12 protein-coding genes and 1 riboswitch are annotated in these 15,806 nt (G+C 45.1%); of the genes, 10 read left to right on the forward strand and 2 right to left on the reverse strand.

The window, feature by feature from the left end:
- The first annotated feature begins 1 nt into the window (after position 1).
- The 4 genes from GPK88_RS04455 (at position 2) to GPK88_RS04470 (ending at position 4,727) form a co-directional block, all read left to right on the forward strand.
- Positions 2–757: a sugar phosphate isomerase/epimerase family protein gene (locus GPK88_RS04455; RefSeq protein WP_173762472.1), complete on the forward strand. Its 756-nt coding sequence runs from the start codon at positions 2–4 to the stop codon at positions 755–757.
- Between the two features lie 28 nt (positions 758–785).
- Positions 786–1,550 (forward strand): gamma-glutamyl-gamma-aminobutyrate hydrolase family protein, encoded by a 765-nt coding sequence (locus GPK88_RS04460; RefSeq protein ID WP_173771317.1) that lies wholly within the window; start codon positions 786–788, stop codon positions 1,548–1,550.
- Complete coding sequence (locus tag GPK88_RS04465) at positions 1,547–2,104, forward strand: LOG family protein (protein WP_173771315.1); 558 nt, start codon at positions 1,547–1,549, stop codon at positions 2,102–2,104. The genes GPK88_RS04460 and GPK88_RS04465 overlap by 4 nt, the downstream gene beginning before the upstream one ends.
- Before the next feature lie 103 nt (positions 2,105–2,207).
- The gene (locus GPK88_RS04470) at positions 2,208–4,727 is read left to right on the forward strand and encodes a beta-mannosidase (protein ID WP_173771313.1); all 2,520 of its coding nucleotides are present in this window, start codon (positions 2,208–2,210) and stop codon (positions 4,725–4,727) included.
- A gap of 125 nt (positions 4,728–4,852) precedes the next feature.
- On the opposite strand, the gene GPK88_RS04475 is transcribed toward GPK88_RS04470, so the two are convergent.
- Positions 4,853–6,265 carry an alanine/glycine:cation symporter family protein gene (locus GPK88_RS04475; RefSeq protein ID WP_173771311.1) on the reverse strand — a complete coding sequence of 471 codons (1,413 nt, stop codon included), beginning with the start codon at positions 6,263–6,265 and terminating at the stop codon, positions 4,853–4,855.
- Position 6,266: 1 nt separating this feature from the next.
- Positions 6,267–6,369, reverse strand: a riboswitch (glycine riboswitch).
- 174 nt (positions 6,370–6,543) lie between these two features.
- Positions 6,544–7,443: a LysR family transcriptional regulator gene (locus GPK88_RS04480; protein ID WP_173771309.1), complete on the reverse strand. Its 900-nt coding sequence runs from the start codon at positions 7,441–7,443 to the stop codon at positions 6,544–6,546.
- A gap of 349 nt (positions 7,444–7,792) precedes the next feature.
- On the opposite strand from GPK88_RS04480, the gene GPK88_RS04485 reads away from it, so the two are divergent.
- From GPK88_RS04485 to GPK88_RS04510, 6 genes are all read left to right on the forward strand, one after another.
- Positions 7,793–9,058, forward strand: a complete 1,266-nt coding sequence (locus GPK88_RS04485) for an SLC13 family permease (RefSeq protein WP_173771307.1) — start codon at positions 7,793–7,795, stop codon at positions 9,056–9,058.
- 212 nt (positions 9,059–9,270) lie between these two features.
- Entirely contained in the window at positions 9,271–10,176 is a 906-nt protein-coding gene (ttdA, locus tag GPK88_RS04490) for a L(+)-tartrate dehydratase subunit alpha (RefSeq protein WP_021977662.1), read from the forward strand.
- A 20-nt stretch (positions 10,177–10,196) separates the two neighbouring features.
- Positions 10,197–10,829 (forward strand): L(+)-tartrate dehydratase subunit beta, encoded by a 633-nt coding sequence (gene ttdB / locus GPK88_RS04495; protein WP_021977663.1) that lies wholly within the window; start codon positions 10,197–10,199, stop codon positions 10,827–10,829.
- Between the two features lie 245 nt (positions 10,830–11,074).
- Complete coding sequence (locus GPK88_RS04500; RefSeq protein WP_330626557.1) at positions 11,075–11,749, forward strand: YczE/YyaS/YitT family protein; 675 nt, start codon at positions 11,075–11,077, stop codon at positions 11,747–11,749.
- A gap of 470 nt (positions 11,750–12,219) precedes the next feature.
- Complete coding sequence (locus tag GPK88_RS04505; protein ID WP_173762465.1) at positions 12,220–13,515, forward strand: aminotransferase class V-fold PLP-dependent enzyme; 1,296 nt, start codon at positions 12,220–12,222, stop codon at positions 13,513–13,515.
- A gap of 191 nt (positions 13,516–13,706) precedes the next feature.
- On the forward strand, positions 13,707–15,701 hold the full coding sequence (locus GPK88_RS04510) for a beta-galactosidase (protein ID WP_215707559.1): 1,995 nt from the start codon (positions 13,707–13,709) through the stop codon (positions 15,699–15,701).
- The last annotated feature ends 105 nt before the right edge of the window (positions 15,702–15,806 follow it).

Here is a 15,806-nt window from a genome sequence, read left to right on the forward strand (position 1 = left end):
CATGATATATATCAGTCATCTTCTGCCGGATGATGAGATGAAGGAAATCATCAGTCAGACAGGAGTGGGAATCGAAAGTATTGAATTTTCCATTGCGGACAATCTGGATCATCTAAAGGAATCTGTCTGCAGTTATCGGGAACGACTGAAATTTATGGGATGCCGGGGACTGACTTTGCATGGGCCTTTTATGAACATCGATCCTGCAGCCTTTGACAGTGAAGTGCGAAAAATTACTATGATGCGTTTTCACCAAACTTATACAGCAGGTGTGGAACTTGGGGCAAAAAAGATCGTTTATCATACCTGCATGAATCCTTTTGTCCACTACCTTCAGGGATGGCCTGAGAGAGTGGCGGAGTTTTTCGGAGAATTTCTGGAAACGCATAAAGAACTGGAAGTTGTCATGGAGAATGTGTTTGACCCGCAGATTGATCCGGTTTTGGATGTTTATAAACTGATGGGGGAAAAATATCCGAATTTTCATCTCTGTTTTGATATGGGGCATGCCCACTGTTATTCGAAGATTCCGGTGCTGGAATGGACAGAGAAGCTGGCGCCTTATGTGACTCATGTGCATGTTCATGATAACAGCGGCGACCGGGATTCCCATGCAGCTCTTGGGGAGGGGAATATCCCTTATGAAAAAGTACTTGCATTACTGCCCCAGACAGAAAAACGGACATGGACGATTGAATGTTGCAGAAAAGAGGATGTGTTACAGACGATAAAAATATTGGAAGTACTGAAAAAATAATTATTTTTTTGGTGGAAAGAGGAGAAGGATGAGGGAAAGAAAACCTGTGATCGGCGTCACCTGTAATTTTGACTACAGGGATGCTGTTGGAATGGTTTCAGGTATGGGGATCACCGGGCAGGACTGGGATTTTGTCAGTGGTGATTATGTGTATATTCTGGAAAAAGCCGGGGCGATTCCTGTGCTGCTCCCGCAGTATGGAGATCTGGAGGCGGCGAAGCCGTTTCTGGACCAACTGGACGGAGTGCTGATCTCCGGCGGACATGATGTGGGACCGGAACGGTATGGGGCGTTTCCGAAAGGATATTGCGGAACAATCATGCCCATGCGGGATGAGCAAGATATTGCGATTTCCAGATATTTTATGCTGGAAAAGAAAAAGCCGATCCTCGGGATCTGCCGTGGCATTCAGATCATGAATGTGGCCTGTGGTGGGACCTTGTATCAGGATCTGGAAAAAGAGGGCGGTTTTGAACATCATTTCGGGGATAAGTACCCCAGAAATGTAGCGTGGCACGGAGTGAGAATTGCCGGAGCCAGTATATTGGAAAAGATTTATGAGAAGCGAGATATCCGGGTGAATTCTTTTCATCATCAGGCAATAAAAGATGCCGGGGAGAATGTGAGGATCACAGCCTGGTCCGAAGACCGGGTGCCGGAGGCTATGGAACTTGAAGGTCATCCATTTGCGGTGGCTGTTCAGTGGCATCCGGAGATGATGTATGATTCCTCGGAGCAGCTGAAGCTTCTCCGGGCATTTGTGGAGGCAGCAGGGAAGGAGACAGAATCATGAATATTTGTATCTATGGAGCGTCCAGCGCAGAGCTGAAAAAGATCTATTATGAGAAAACAGAGGAACTGGGACAGCTGATGGGAAAACGTGGCCATGGCCTTGTTTTCGGTGGTGGAAAAGAGGGGCTGATGGGTGCGGCAGCCCGTGGCGTTGACCGGGAAAAAGGTTATATCCTGGGGATCGCGCCGAGATTTTTTGACAAGCCGGGAGTGCTGTATGAGCATTGTACAGAATTTATTTTTACGGAAAATATGCGTGAAAGGAAGCACCTTTTGGAAAGTCGTTCTGATGCAACGATCGTGGTACCCGGGGGAATTGGCACTTATGAGGAGTTTTTTGAGATCCTGACGTTGAAGAGTCTGGGACGGATCGACAGGCCCATCGTTCTTTATAATATTCAGGGATATTATGATAGTATGAGGGCGCTTCTGGAGTATACAGCTGGGGAAAAATTTATGTCCAGAGATGTTGTGGATATGTGCCGGTTTATGAAAGATCCGGAGGAGATTCTGGATTATATTGAGAATTACCGGAATTATGGGGGAAAGTTATAAAGGAAATAAAGTACGGTTTATAGGACACTTAAAAATGGGATGATACAGTCTGTAATATAGGACTGTATAGAGATGGGGATTTTTACAGGAGAAGGTATATTTTATGAGAAAGATCATGTTGAATGGCCGATGGGAGCTGGCGGAAGCGGGGAAAGATACATTATGTGAAGTGCAGGTTCCGGGATCTGTGCTTTTTGGGCTTTACGGGGCTGGAAAGATTGAAGATCCTTTTTACCGCACCAATGAAGACGCTACGAGGGAACTGTTCTGGAAGGATTATGAATTTTGCAGAACGTTTGTGGTTGCGGAGGAGGCTCTGAAAGAAGAGAAAGTGGCTCTGGTCTGCGAGGGGCTGGATACTCTGACAGATATCTATATCAATGGAAAAAAGGCCGGATCTACAGACAATATGCATCGTACCTGGAAACTGAATGTAAAAGAATTTCTTCATGCCGGGGAGAATCAGATCCGGATCGTATTCCGTTCCGTATTCAAATATATCGAAGATTATGAGTATGAAGAAAATAAAGAGATCCACTATGTTCCCTGCGGTGGAATGAAAGGAAACCAGCTAATCCGGAAGGCGCACTGTATGTTTGGATGGGACTGGGGCCCTCAGACCATTGATGTCGGAATTTTCCGGGATATTTATCTGGAAGCGTACAGCCATCCAAGGATTGAGGATGTGAAGATTACACAAAGGCATGGGGATAATGCTGTGGATGTGTGTACAACGGTGGTGGTAAGCGGAGATGCTGTGGATAAGTGCCGGGTGAGAGTGACGATCCAGGAGGATGTAGAGAGTGCCTGTGGACATAGAACAGATGCCAATGACCGGAAAACGGAAGCCTATGTATGCGAAGTGGAGGAGACTGTATCAGCGAATAATAATCCAGCAGTGCTGACATCCACGATTCACAACCCGAAACTCTGGTGGCCAAACGGATACGGCGACCAGCCGTTATATAAAGTTCAGGTGGAGCTTCTGGATGAGAATGGAGAAGTTCTGGAAACCATAACGAAGCGTATCGGTCTCCGTACTCTTACCATCAGCCAGGAAAAAGATCTCTGGGGAAAAGAATTCGCATTCTGTATCAATGGTGTGAAGATTTTTGCCATGGGCGGAAATTATATTCCGGAGGACTGTATCTATTCCAGGATTACGCCGGAGATCCAGGAGTATCTTCTGGAATCCTGTAAACGTGCCAATTTTAACTGCGTCCGTGTGTGGGGCGGTGGTTATTATCCTTCGGATCATTTCTATGATCTCTGCGATGAGATGGGACTGATCGTATGGCAGGATCTGATGTTTGCATGTAATGTCTATGATCTCACGGAAGGATTTGAAGAGAATATCACGAAGGAGATCACGGAGAATGTTAAACGTCTTCGTCATCATGCATCTCTTGGACTGTGGTGCGGAAATAACGAGATGGAATCTGCCTGGGATCACTGGCCGGAGGTGCAGAGCGAGTCGAAATATCTCCGTGCGGACTACATAAAAATGTTTGAACACGTGGTTCCGAAAGCAGTGAAAGCGGCAGACAGCGAGACCTTTTTCTGGCAGTCTTCCCCGAGCTCCGGAGGATGCTTTGATGATCCGGATGATGAGAACCGGGGTGACTGTCACTACTGGGATGTATGGCATGGTCAGAAGCCTTTTACCGATTATCAGAAGCATTATTTCCGTTTCTGCTCGGAGTTTGGCTTCCAGTCCTTCCCGTGCCTGAAAACGGTGGAGAGCTTTACGGAAGAGAAAGACCGGAATATTTTTTCCAGGGTGATGGAGAACCACCAGAAAAATCCGGCGGCCAACGGAAAGATCCTGTATTACCTCTCCGAGAATTTCCGTTATCCGGAGAATTTCCGCAAGCTTCTCTATGTGAGCCAGATCCTCCAGGGAATGGCCATGAAGTATGGCGTGGACCACTGGAGACGTCACAGAGGCCGCTGTATGGGTACTCTTTACTGGCAGATCAACGATAACTGGCCGGTGGCATCCTGGGCAAGTATCGACTATTTTGGCCGCTGGAAGGCGCTTCACTATATGGCGAAAAAATTCTATGCGCCACAGGCTGTGAGCATGTGCCGGGATGGGGATACCATGCAGGTGTATCTGGAAAATGAAAGTATGGAAGCGCAGCCATACCAGGTTGTCTTTTATGTGAAAAATATGGAATGTGAGATCCTTGAGAAGATCACCGGAAAGGGCACTGTGGGTGTGCAGGAGTCCGGGCAGATCTTGGTTGTGGATGTTTCCAGATGGGAAGACAAGAAGTATGAGATTTTCCTTGAGGCGGAAGTGACACTTGCTGATGGAAGTGTGCTCCGTGATGTGGAGACTCTTGTCCCATATAAATATCTGGAACTGGATAAACCGGAGATCACTGCCGAGGTGGAGGAGCAGGATGATGCATTTGCAATCCATTTGAAGAGCAGCTGCTTCAGCCCGTTTACAGCTATTGGATTTACAGATGTGGATGTGACGCTTACAGATAATTTTTTCCATATGACAGATGGCGAGGAAATGTGTATCCGGCTTGATAAGAAGGATGTACGAAACGGAGAAATCCTGGATGCAGCGGATCTGACACAGCAGATGGAGATACTGACGCTGGCGTAGGAGTTTTGTAATAAGAAAGACGCAGGTCTTTTATCGGATGATAAAAAGGCCTGCGTCTTTTTGTATGATATTAGGGGGAATTTTATGGGTTTGTGCGTGTTTTCAGTTGATTACGATGTCCGGGATCAGAACTCGTAATTTTTATGTCTTTTGAAGAAATCTTTTGTTTCTTTTACAACCACACCGCTCAGGGCAAGAAGAGCGATCAGGTTCGGGAATGCCATCAGGGCATTGAAGATATCTGCGATGTTCCATACAGCTGCTACAGTCATATATGGTCCCATGAATACGCAGATGATATACAGCCAACGGTAGGTTTTTACTGCGGCTTTGTTTCGGTTGAAGAGGTATTCCAGACATCTTTCACCGTAGTAATCCCATCCGAGGATTGTTGTGAATGCGAAAAATACCAGGCACAGCATCAGTGAGAAAGATGCTACAACCGGCGGGAAAGGAAGTCCTTTCTGGAAAGCGGCTGTTGTGATGGCAACACCCTCAAGACCTGTGTTCCATGTCTCTGTGATGACGATGGAAAGACCTGTCATGGTACAGATCACGATAGTATCGATGAATGTACCTGTCATGGATACAAGACCCTGACGTACCGGCTCTTTTGTCTGAGCTGCAGCAGCTGCGATCGGGGCACTACCAAGACCGGACTCATTGGAGAAGATACCGCGGGCGATACCTTTCTGCATAGCTACGACCATGGTTCCCATTGCGCCACCTGCAAGTGCACTTCCTGTGAAAGCAGATTTTACGATAGTTACGATCGCTGCAGGAACTGCTGTGATGTTTGTGATCACGATGATCAGTGCCAGTGCAACATAGAGAACTGCCATAAACGGTACAACGACCTGGGATACCTTTGCGATTCTCCGGATTCCGCCGAGAACGACAAGTCCTACGCATACGGTAAGTACCAGACATGCAACTACAGTTGCCCAGGAATATGTATTTCCGAAAAGTGCTACTGTGTGTGCTTTATCCGGATCAAAGAAGTTGGTGACTGCAGATGCGATACCGTTTACCTGTGTAAATGTTCCGATACCGAAAAGTCCAACGCCTGCTCCGAAAAATGCGAAGATCTTTGCAAGCCATCTCCACTGTTTTCCCATACCGTTTTCGATGTAGTAGAATGGTCCACCGAGAACGTGGCCTTCTTTGTCAATGGTACGGTACTTGATTGCCAGAAGTCCTTCTGCGTATTTGGTTGCCATTCCGAAAAATGCGGCTACGATCATCCAGAAAAGTGCTCCAGGTCCGCCGGCTGCGATAGCAGTTGCAACACCTACGATATTTCCAGTTCCGATGGTTGCTGAAAGCGCAGTACACAAAGCTCCAAAGCTTGTGACCTCACCATCACCGCCTTCTTCATTTTTAACCATGAATTTCAGTGCTTTTCCGAGATGCCTTACCTGTAAAAGGCCTAACCGAGCGGTTAACAGAATTCCTGTGAACAGGATCAGAATGATCAGCGGAAGTCCCCAAACGACTCCGTCAAACCATGTGATAAAGTTGTTGATTTGTGTAAACATTACTCTTTCCTCCATCCTTTTGCCTGAGAGATTTACAGCATTTTGTGTGCTGCGTACACCTTCGGCGCTCTTCTTTTCAGAAGAGACTCTCCTGAGTTTTTTTATTTTTGAATGATGCCAGGACCTTTTTGTGTACGGTGGTAGCGGTCATTCGTTTTGTGTAGAAATACACTGTAACACAGAGTATCACATGAATTGACGGATTTCAATGGGTTTTATTAAAAAAATTCCATTTATTAGAAATATTAATCGACATATAATCAGGATCTGGTAAATTGTTATTTTTCTATCAGCGGATGTTCTTTGTAATACATGCGGGTGAAATGCAGAAATGTCAGCATATCGCCGCTGATGTATTTGCTTTTTTTCCATACCATGCCGATTTTTATGCGGACAGGTGGATTGAGAGGGATGCCGGTAATATTGGAAGAGGAAAATTTATCGGTCATGCTGGAATAGAGAAAACAGCCGTATTTTCCGGTTTTTACAAACTGCAAAGTAGTGTAGATCTGGCTACTTCGCATCACGACATTGGGCTTGTAGCCGTCCATTTCAAAACGCATTTTCAGGATCTGATTCTGGACAGAATCCGCGTTAAAAAAGATCAGCTGTTCTTTTGACATTTCTTTTGTTGTGACAGATTCTTTTTCTGCCAGTTTATGGTCATTGCTTACGCAGAAAACTACCTGGTCGTTGGCCAGGACAGCGTTGTGGAATTTATCAATATTATACTGTTCCATATTGACCAGAGCTACATCCAGGGTGTCATCCTGCACCAGGTTGCAGGCACGGACAGATCCATATTCCTCCAGGACCACGGCGATCTCCGGGTGTTTTTCATGAAATGCCATAAGCAGCTCCGGGAAAAATACAGTACTCAGCATGGGCGGGATTCCAATGCGAAGAGGGGGTTTTACCCTGGACATGCTGGAGTAGTCAGCCTGAAGTTCATTACAATATTGAAGAATATAAGTAGCTTTTTTGTAGAAGGATTCTCCCTCCTGGGTCAGACTCAGCTGATTTCCTTTTCTGGAAAAAAGACTGATTCCGAATTCGATTTCCAGGTCGCGAATGGCCATGGAAATGGTTGGTTGGGTCACATATAATTCTTCGGCTGCTTTTGTGATGCTGTGGCAGCGGCTGGCTGTGCAGAAATAGCGTAGTTGATTCAGTGTCATAATATACCTTCTCTCCGTGTATGATCAGATGAAATTTTTGACAGATTTCGCTGTTTTTTATCGAAAGAAATTCGGAACAGGACATGCTCTTTGGAGCTGACTGTCATTATAAAGATATCATGGACATGTGAAAAATTCCATATTCATTTGAAAACGAGAAAGTTTTGTGGTAATAGTGCATAAAAATTATCATTAAAAATTGAGAGTATAAAAATTTTTTATGGGGATATGTGTTTCATTAATTTGTTTTTTTATATGTACACCGGTTATAATGGAACCATCAAAAGAAACGTGTACGGCCTATACTTTTCAGGAGAAAACCAAAACTTAATGGAAGGAGAGTACAGAAATGTCTCAGACAACTATCACATTGCTGTTTCTTGTGTTCACCATTATCAGTTTCATCCTTGAAAAAATTCCTCTTGGTCTGACGGCTTCGATCTGTGCGATCGGCCTGACCCTTACAGGAGTTGTGGATGCGACAACAACGTTTTCACAGTATGTAAACAGTAACGTAATCCTTTGCGTTGGCATGTTTGTAGTTGGCCAGGCATTGTTTGAAACAGGAATGGCAAATAAGATCGGAGGACTGGTCACAAAATTTGCCAGAACAGAAAAAACACTGATCATCGCGATCATGGTAATTGTAGGTGTAATGTCCGGATTCTTATCCAACACAGGTACCGCAGCAGTGCTGATCCCGGTAGTCTGTGGAATCGCTGATGAGTCCGGTTATTCCAGAAGCCGTCTTCTGATGCCGCTGGTATTTGCCGCTGCTCTTGGTGGAAACCTTTCTATCATTGGTGCACCGGGAAACCTGATGGGTGTGAATGCACTTCAGGAGATGGGGCTTTCCACAAGCTTCTTTATGTATGCACCGGTTGGAGTTCCAATGCTTCTGATCGGAATCCTCTACTTTATCCTTATCGGATATAAATTTCTTCCGGACGGAAAGAATGCATCCGGGGAAGCGCTTGAAGATCAGCAGGATTTCAGCCATGTACCGAAGTGGAAACAGACCGTTTCTCTGGTAGCTCTGATCCTTGTGATCCTTGCAATGATCTTTGAGAAAGAGATAGGTATCAGCATTGAGGTTTCTGCATGTATCGGAGCGATCATCCTGGTTCTGACAGGAGTTATTTCCGAGAAGGAAGCACTGAAATCCATTGATCTGAAAGTTGTATTTCTTTTCGGCGGTTCTCTGACACTTGCAAAAGCGCTGGATACAACCGGAGCCGGAGAGCTGATCGCAGATAAAATCGTGGGACTTCTTGGATCTGATCCAAGTCCGATCCTTCTTCTTCTGGTGATCTTTATTGTAACCTGTGTACTGACAAATTTTATGTCAAATACAGCAACCACAGCACTGATGATCCCGATCGCGGTATCTCTTGCGAACAACCTGGGAGCAGATCCGAGAGCTGTTGTTATCGCAACGGTTATCGCAGGTTCCTGTGCATATGCAACACCGATCGGTATGCCGGCAAACACCATGGTAGTTGGTCTTGGAGGATACAAATTCAAAGACTACGTAAAATCCGGTCTGCCGCTGATCCTGGTATCTTTTGTGATCTGTATGATCCTGTTACCGATCCTGTTCCCGTTTTATCCGTAAGAGGATAAAGGGAGAAACTTTTGATCAATTAAGTTAGTTCTCTCTGCGCCGATCATAAAGCGCAGGGGAAGAAATAAATAAGTCAATAAATAACCTAAAAAGCCATCTTAACCATTAATCAGCCAAATTAATGATGAAACAACCAACCAAATTTATGTAAACCTATGTAACTAAAAAACATTAAACCATCGAACCATATCAGGAGGTAAATCATGACTAAGGAAAATGGAGTTAAAGTATTAACAGACATGGTAGCAGATTTTGTTGCCCATATTGGAAAAAAATTACCGGATGACGTAGTTAAGAAACTGGAAGAGCTTGGTTCCCAGGAAACAGCTGCACTTCCAAAAGTTCTCTATGAGACAATGACAAAGAACCAGGGTCTTGCTGTAGAGCTGAACCGTCCAAGCTGTCAGGATACAGGTGTTCTTCAGTTCTGGCTGAAATGCGGAACAAATTTCCCGTATATCAATGAGCTGGAAGCACTTCTGAAAGATGCTGTTGTTCAGGCTACTTTTGCAGCACCGTTAAGACATAATTCCGTTGAGACTTTTGATGAGTACAACACAAAGAAAAACGTTGGTAAAGGAACTCCGACTGTATGGTGGGATATTGTTCCGAACAGCGATAAATGTGAGATCTACGCATACATGGCAGGCGGCGGATGTACCCTTCCTGGAAAAGCAATGGTTCTGATGCCAGGTGCCGGTTATGAGGGTGTTACAGATTTTGTTCTGGATCAGATGACAACTTATGGACTGAATGCGTGTCCTCCACTTCTTGTTGGTGTTGGTGTAGGTACATCTGTAGAGACAGCTGCCCTGAACTCCAAGAAAGCGCTGATGCGTCCGATCGGTTCTCACAATGACAACGCAAACGCGGCAAAAATGGAGAAGCTTCTTGAGGACGGTATCAATGCGATCGGCCTTGGACCGCAGGGTATGGGCGGAAAGTATTCTGTAATGGGTGTTAACATCGAGAATACCGCGCGTCATCCATCTACCATCGGTGTTGCAGTAAACGTTGGATGCTGGTCTCACCGTCGTGGACATTTGGTTGTAAATCCGGATCTTACAGTAACCTGTGATACTCATTCCACATGGAAATTTAATGCTTAATATAAACGGAGGGAAAAATCATGATCGAAATCAGAGGAGATAAAAAAGTTCTTATTACACCTATAAGCGCAGAAGACCTGGCTGATATCAAAATCGGCGATATTGTATGGCTGGACGGAGATCTGATGACCTGCCGTGACGTTGCTCACCGTCGTCTGGTTGAGTATGGAAGAGAGCTTCCGTATGATATCCGCAACAAAGCGATTTTCCATGCCGGCCCGATCGTTCGCAAGATCGAAGGTACAGAGGATGATTACGAGATGGTTTCTGTAGGACCGACAACTTCCATGCGTATGGAGAAGTTCGAGTATGAGTTTACAAAACTGACTGGTGTCAGAGTGATCGTTGGTAAAGGTGGTATGGGCCCGAATACGGAGCGTGCTTGTAAAGAGTTCGGTGCTATCCATTGTGTTTTCCCGGCTGGATGTGCAGTTGTGGCTGCTACAGAGGTTGAGAAGATTGTTGAGCATCACTGGGATGAGCTTGGTATGCCTGAGACTTTATGGTGCAATAAGGTTAAGGAGTTTGGTCCGCTGATCGTGTCTATCGATGCTCAGGGCCGCAACCTGTTTGAGGAGAATAAGGTTGTATTTAATGAGCGCAAAGAGGCTGCTAAGCAGGCGATTTATCCAGAGGTTAAGTTTATTAAATAATATTTGGATAATATTGAAAAAAGTTTTCGTGATATCTGAGGTGCCGGAGCTCTGCCATGAGGGGTTCGGGATTGAATGGTGATCGTAAAATAATGGCGTGATATGAAAAAGAGGATATCCTGTGGATTCGGTTAAACGGTCTGCAGGATGTCTTTTTTTGTTGATTTTTTTGGCTTTTTGTGTCTTTTTGTGTTTTACAGGGGTGGTTGGGTGTGGTAAAATGAAAAAAGTTGTGTATATTGATTATGATTGTTTTGAAAGAGAGAGGAATTGATGCTATGGGGGAGTATTTGAGGAATATTAACTGGAAGCATGTTCTGATCATGTGCATCGGAAATGTTTTTGCAGGTATGGGGATTGGAATTTTTAAGCTGGCCGGGCTTGGTACGGATCCGTTTAGTGGAATGAATATGGCGGTTGCGGATATGCTTGGTATGGCTTATGGTAATTTTCAGCTGATTGTGAATATTGTGCTGTTGATTATTGAGATTGCTTTTGGAAGGAAGTTTCTGGGGATTGGTACAGTTGTAAATGCGGTGTGCCTGGCTTATATTATTACGTTTTTTTATAATATTTTTCATGGAGTTATGGGATTGGAGCTTGTGGCGCTGCCGGTGAGATTGGTTGCGCTGTGTATTGGGGTTGTGATCTGCTGTCTGGGGTTGTCGATGTATCAGATGCCGGATGAGGGGGTTGCGCCTTATGATAGTCTTTCTTTGATCATGACGGAGAAGTGGCCGAGGATTCCTTATTTCTGGCACAGGATGTCTAATGATGTGCTTTGTGCACTGATCTGTTATCTGACTGGTGGTGTTGTGGGAATTGGTACGCTGGTGACGGCTTTTGGTTTGGGGCCGGTGATCCATTTCTTTAATAGAGTTTTTACTGGGAAGTTGCTTGCCTGGGTTGATGGGGAGTGAGTTTCTGGGAGGAAGCTGAACTGGCTGTGGTGTGGCTGGTTCGGCTTTTTTTGTGGGAAAAGGGACGCACATGAAAGGGACGCCTCACGGGCTGGCTTTTCAGGGCGGGAGGGTAGGGTGGCTGCTCGGTAGGTTGGTTTAGAGTGATAGGTTGAGTGGTGGCCCGGGAGTTGGATGAGCCGTCAGCGCTGCGCTGGACGGCTGGGAGGAAAGGCTGAGTTTGTTTGTGGTTTGACGGAAGTATCAACAGCAACTTTTTTGCAGTATTACATGGCTGTTATGCTGTGTTAAAATATAAACAATGTTAATATAATACACTCACATTATTCATTTTATAACTATTTATAAATGTGTTATGCTATCTTCTGATGAAAGAGATATAATGAACGCAGTCGTGAAACGAGGGTGTTCATGAATTGATGGCTATCCGGGAGACCGGGGCTTTGTGTGATGAAGGAGAGGATATCATTATGGAATTTAATCATGGAGTTTTATTTTCAGATACATATCAGAAGAAGCTGAAATCTCAGTTTTGTTATGCAGATAAGGATCCGCAGTATGGTGCGCGTCTTTTCTTTGAGAACTCTGGTGGTTCTCTGAGACTGAAGAAGGCGGTTGAGGCTAAGGCTGCGATTGAGGAGTTTCCGGATTGCCCGGAGCGTGCACGTGGCAGAGGGTTTGATCTGGCTGATTATGTTAAGGATGGTACTCAGCAGATCCTTGAGGTTATTTTTGGTGCGAAGAGTGGTGCTCTGATTACGGAACTGACTGCTTCCCAGACTATGTTCCATGCAGTTGGTACAATTATGGAAGGTGTTGACTGGGGTAAGAATGCAGTTACTTCTGCTCTGGAGCATCCGTCTGCTCATGATGCGGTTGAGTATTATTGCAAGAAGACTGGCAGGGAGTTCCGTGAGGTTCCGGCTAATAAGGTGACGGGTGGTCTTGATCCGGATGAGATTATGAAGTATGTGGATAAGGATACAGTTCTTCTCAGCATTATGGCTGCTTCCAATATTTCCGGTAATATCATGGATATCAAGGAAATTGCACGCCGTGCAAAAGAGATCAATCCGGATATTTATATTGTCAGTGATGCGGTTCAGCATGCTCCTCATGCAGTGATCGATGTTGAGGACTGGGGTGTGGATGTCTGCAACTTTGCTCCGTATAAGTTCTTTGGTGTTCGTGGTTGTGGTTATGCTTATGTTTCTGACCGTGTTGCTGTGATGCCGCATATCAAACTGACCTGCAAGGATGATAATGTCTGGGCTCTTGGTACTCCGGCTCCGGCTAACTTTGCGGCTATGATGGCTGTTATTGATTATGTTTGCAGTATCGGTAAACATTTCCTGGGCGATTCCGCACATAAATATAATAAGCGTGAGCTTTTTGTTGAGGGTATGAATCACATTCATCTTCAGGAGAGAGCGCTTCTGTACCGTATGCTGGAAGGTACCGATAAGGTTCCGGGTCTTCGTCATATCCCGGGTGTTCAGGTTTATGTGGATATGGAGGATCTTACATACAAAGATCTCATTGTTGCCATGGGTATCGAGGGTATTGAATTTGCAGAGTGTGCAAGAAGATATCTGGAGCATGGTGTTACTCTGTTCGAGCGTGTAAAGAGCAGCCCGTATTCCAAACGTATCGTAGAAACTCTTGGTCTTGAGGGTGCGCTTCGTGTTTCTCCGCTTCACTGCCATGGAACAGACGATATTGATAAGTTCCTGAAGATCACCAAGGAGATCGCTGAGGGTAAATAAGATAAAATAAATAACTGTAAAAAATAAATGGAAGACCGCTCTTTTCTCGTATTTTAATATGAAAGAAAAGAGCGGTTTTTCTGTTAATGAGGACGTTGGTATAATCTGTAAAAAATATTCAAATAAATGATATCCTGTATCGGAAACTTCTGTTAAGATAAATTTATCAAAATATACCATGGGAGGAAGATATGAAAAAACTTCTTTTTGGCGTGGCATACTACGATGAATACATGCCGTATGACAGACTTGATAAAGATATAGAAATGATGAAAAAAGCGGGGATCAATACGGTGCGTATTGCGGAGTCTACGTGGAGTACCTGTGAGCCGCAGGATGGGGTGTTTGATTTTTCTCATGTGGAGCGTGTGATGGATGCTATGGAGGAGGCCGGGATCCATGTGATCATCGGTACGCCTACGTATGCGGTTCCTGCCTGGATGGTGAAGGCCCATCCGGATGTGATTGCCACGACGAAAAATGGGGCGGGGATCTATGGTGCCAGACAGATTATGGATATTACCAATCCGGTGTATCTTTTTTATGCGGAGCGTGTGATCCGGAAACTGATGGAAGTCAGTGCAGGAAGGAAGTGTGTCATTGGTTTTCAGGTGGATAATGAGACCAAGTATTACGGTACAGCAGGCAAAAATGTGCAGCTGGCTTTTGTAAAATATTTAAGAAAAAAATTTCAGGATGATCTGGATGCCATGAACCATGAATTTGGGCTGGATTACTGGAGTAACCGGATTGATGCCTGGGAAGACTTTCCGGATGTGAGGGGAACGATTAATGGCAGTCTGGGTGCGGAGTTTGAGAAGTTCCAGCGGACCCTGGTGGATCAATTCTTAAGCTGGCAGGCCGGGATCGTCAGCGAGTATAAGAGGGAAGATCAGTTTATTACCCACAACCTGGATTTTGAGTGGAGAGGATATTCTTACGGTGTACAGCCGGATGTGAATCATCTTCATGCATCACAGGCTCTGACCATTGCGGGAACGGATATTTATCATCCGTCTCAGGATGATCTGACCGGTACGGAGATTGCTTTTGGAGGGGATATGATCCGCAGTCTGAAGCATGATAACTATCTGGTACTAGAGACGGAAGCTCAGGGATTTCCGTGCTGGACGCCGTATAAAGGTCAGCTTCGTCTCTGTGCCTACAGTCATCTGGCATCCGGGGCCAACAGTGTGATGTACTGGCACTGGCATTCTATCCATAATTCTTTTGAAACTTACTGGAAGGGACTTCTGAGCCATGATTTTGCGGAGAATGATACTTACCGTGAGGCTTGTATTATTGGAAAAGAATTTCGGGAAAAAGGCAGCCGTCTGGTGAATCTTAAGAAGAAAAATGATGTGGCTGTGATGGTGAGCAATGAGGCTCTGACTGCATTGAACTGGTTTGGCATTCAGGCGACTTCCGGGGATAATGGTGAAATCCGCTACAATGATGTGGTTCGCTGGATTTATGATGCGCTGTATCAGATGAATGTGGAGTGTGATTTTGTATGGCCGGAATCGGAGAATCTTTCCCGGTATAAGGCGATTTTTGTACCGGCGCTTTATGCGGTTCCGGACAGTACACTTCAGAGGCTGAATCGTTATGTGGAAGAAGGCGGTACGCTGGTTGTGACATTTAAGAGCGGTTTTGCCAATGAGAATGTGAAGGTTCATGTGGATGCACAGCCGCATATTCTAAAAAGTGCGCTGGGGATCAGTTATAATCAGTTTACATTTCCGCGGGAGGTCAAGCTGGCCGGAAAGCTGTATGGCGAAGCAAGGGTATTTATGGAACTTCTGAAACCGGAAGGCGCAGAGGTACTTGCCGGATATGAGCATTATAACTGGAAGGGATATGCAGCCATAACCAGAAATAAATATGGGAAAGGTACGGCATATTATCTGGGATGTATGACAGATGATGCCACCCTTCAGAATGTAATAAAAGATGCTCTTGGAAGTGCAGGCGTTGAGTTATCCGGTTACAGCTATCCGGTGATTGTACGTAAAGGAACGAATGATCTTGGAAAAACGATCAGGTATTTCCTGAATTACTCAGGATCAGAACAGGCTGTTACGTACAAATATGGTGATGCAGAAGATGTAATTACCGGCAAGGAAATTAAGGCTGGTACAGAGCTGAAGATTCCTGCCTGGAATGTGCGGATTATTGAGGCTTAAGATACAGAAGAAATATAAATGAGAGAAAATCTCTGGCATGTTGGCAGAAAGCTGATGTGACAGAGATTTTTTCATGAAGTAAACTGTGATCAGTATAAATATACC

This window comes from Blautia sp. MCC269, from assembly GCF_018785655.1.
Taxonomy (GTDB): Bacteria; Bacillota; Clostridia; order Lachnospirales; family Lachnospiraceae; genus Blautia_A.

Coding starts and splice junctions, on each gene's coding strand:
- ttdB (WP_021977663.1), top strand. CDS start 10,197: ATGATCGAAATCAGAGGAGATAAAAAAGTTCTTATTACACCTATAAGC.
- GPK88_RS04485 (WP_173771307.1), top strand. CDS start 7,793: ATGTCTCAGACAACTATCACATTGCTGTTTCTTGTGTTCACCATTATC.
- GPK88_RS04480 (WP_173771309.1), bottom strand. CDS start 7,443: ATGACACTGAATCAACTACGCTATTTCTGCACAGCCAGCCGCTGCCAC.
- GPK88_RS04455 (WP_173762472.1), top strand. CDS start 2: ATGATATATATCAGTCATCTTCTGCCGGATGATGAGATGAAGGAAATC.
- GPK88_RS04470 (WP_173771313.1), top strand. CDS start 2,208: ATGAGAAAGATCATGTTGAATGGCCGATGGGAGCTGGCGGAAGCGGGG.
- GPK88_RS04505 (WP_173762465.1), top strand. CDS start 12,220: ATGGAATTTAATCATGGAGTTTTATTTTCAGATACATATCAGAAGAAG.
- GPK88_RS04510 (WP_215707559.1), top strand. CDS start 13,707: ATGAAAAAACTTCTTTTTGGCGTGGCATACTACGATGAATACATGCCG.
- GPK88_RS04475 (WP_173771311.1), bottom strand. CDS start 6,265: ATGTTTACACAAATCAACAACTTTATCACATGGTTTGACGGAGTCGTT.
- ttdA (WP_021977662.1), top strand. CDS start 9,271: ATGACTAAGGAAAATGGAGTTAAAGTATTAACAGACATGGTAGCAGAT.
- GPK88_RS04460 (WP_173771317.1), top strand. CDS start 786: ATGAGGGAAAGAAAACCTGTGATCGGCGTCACCTGTAATTTTGACTAC.
- GPK88_RS04500 (WP_330626557.1), top strand. CDS start 11,075: ATGATTGTTTTGAAAGAGAGAGGAATTGATGCTATGGGGGAGTATTTG.
- GPK88_RS04465 (WP_173771315.1), top strand. CDS start 1,547: ATGAATATTTGTATCTATGGAGCGTCCAGCGCAGAGCTGAAAAAGATC.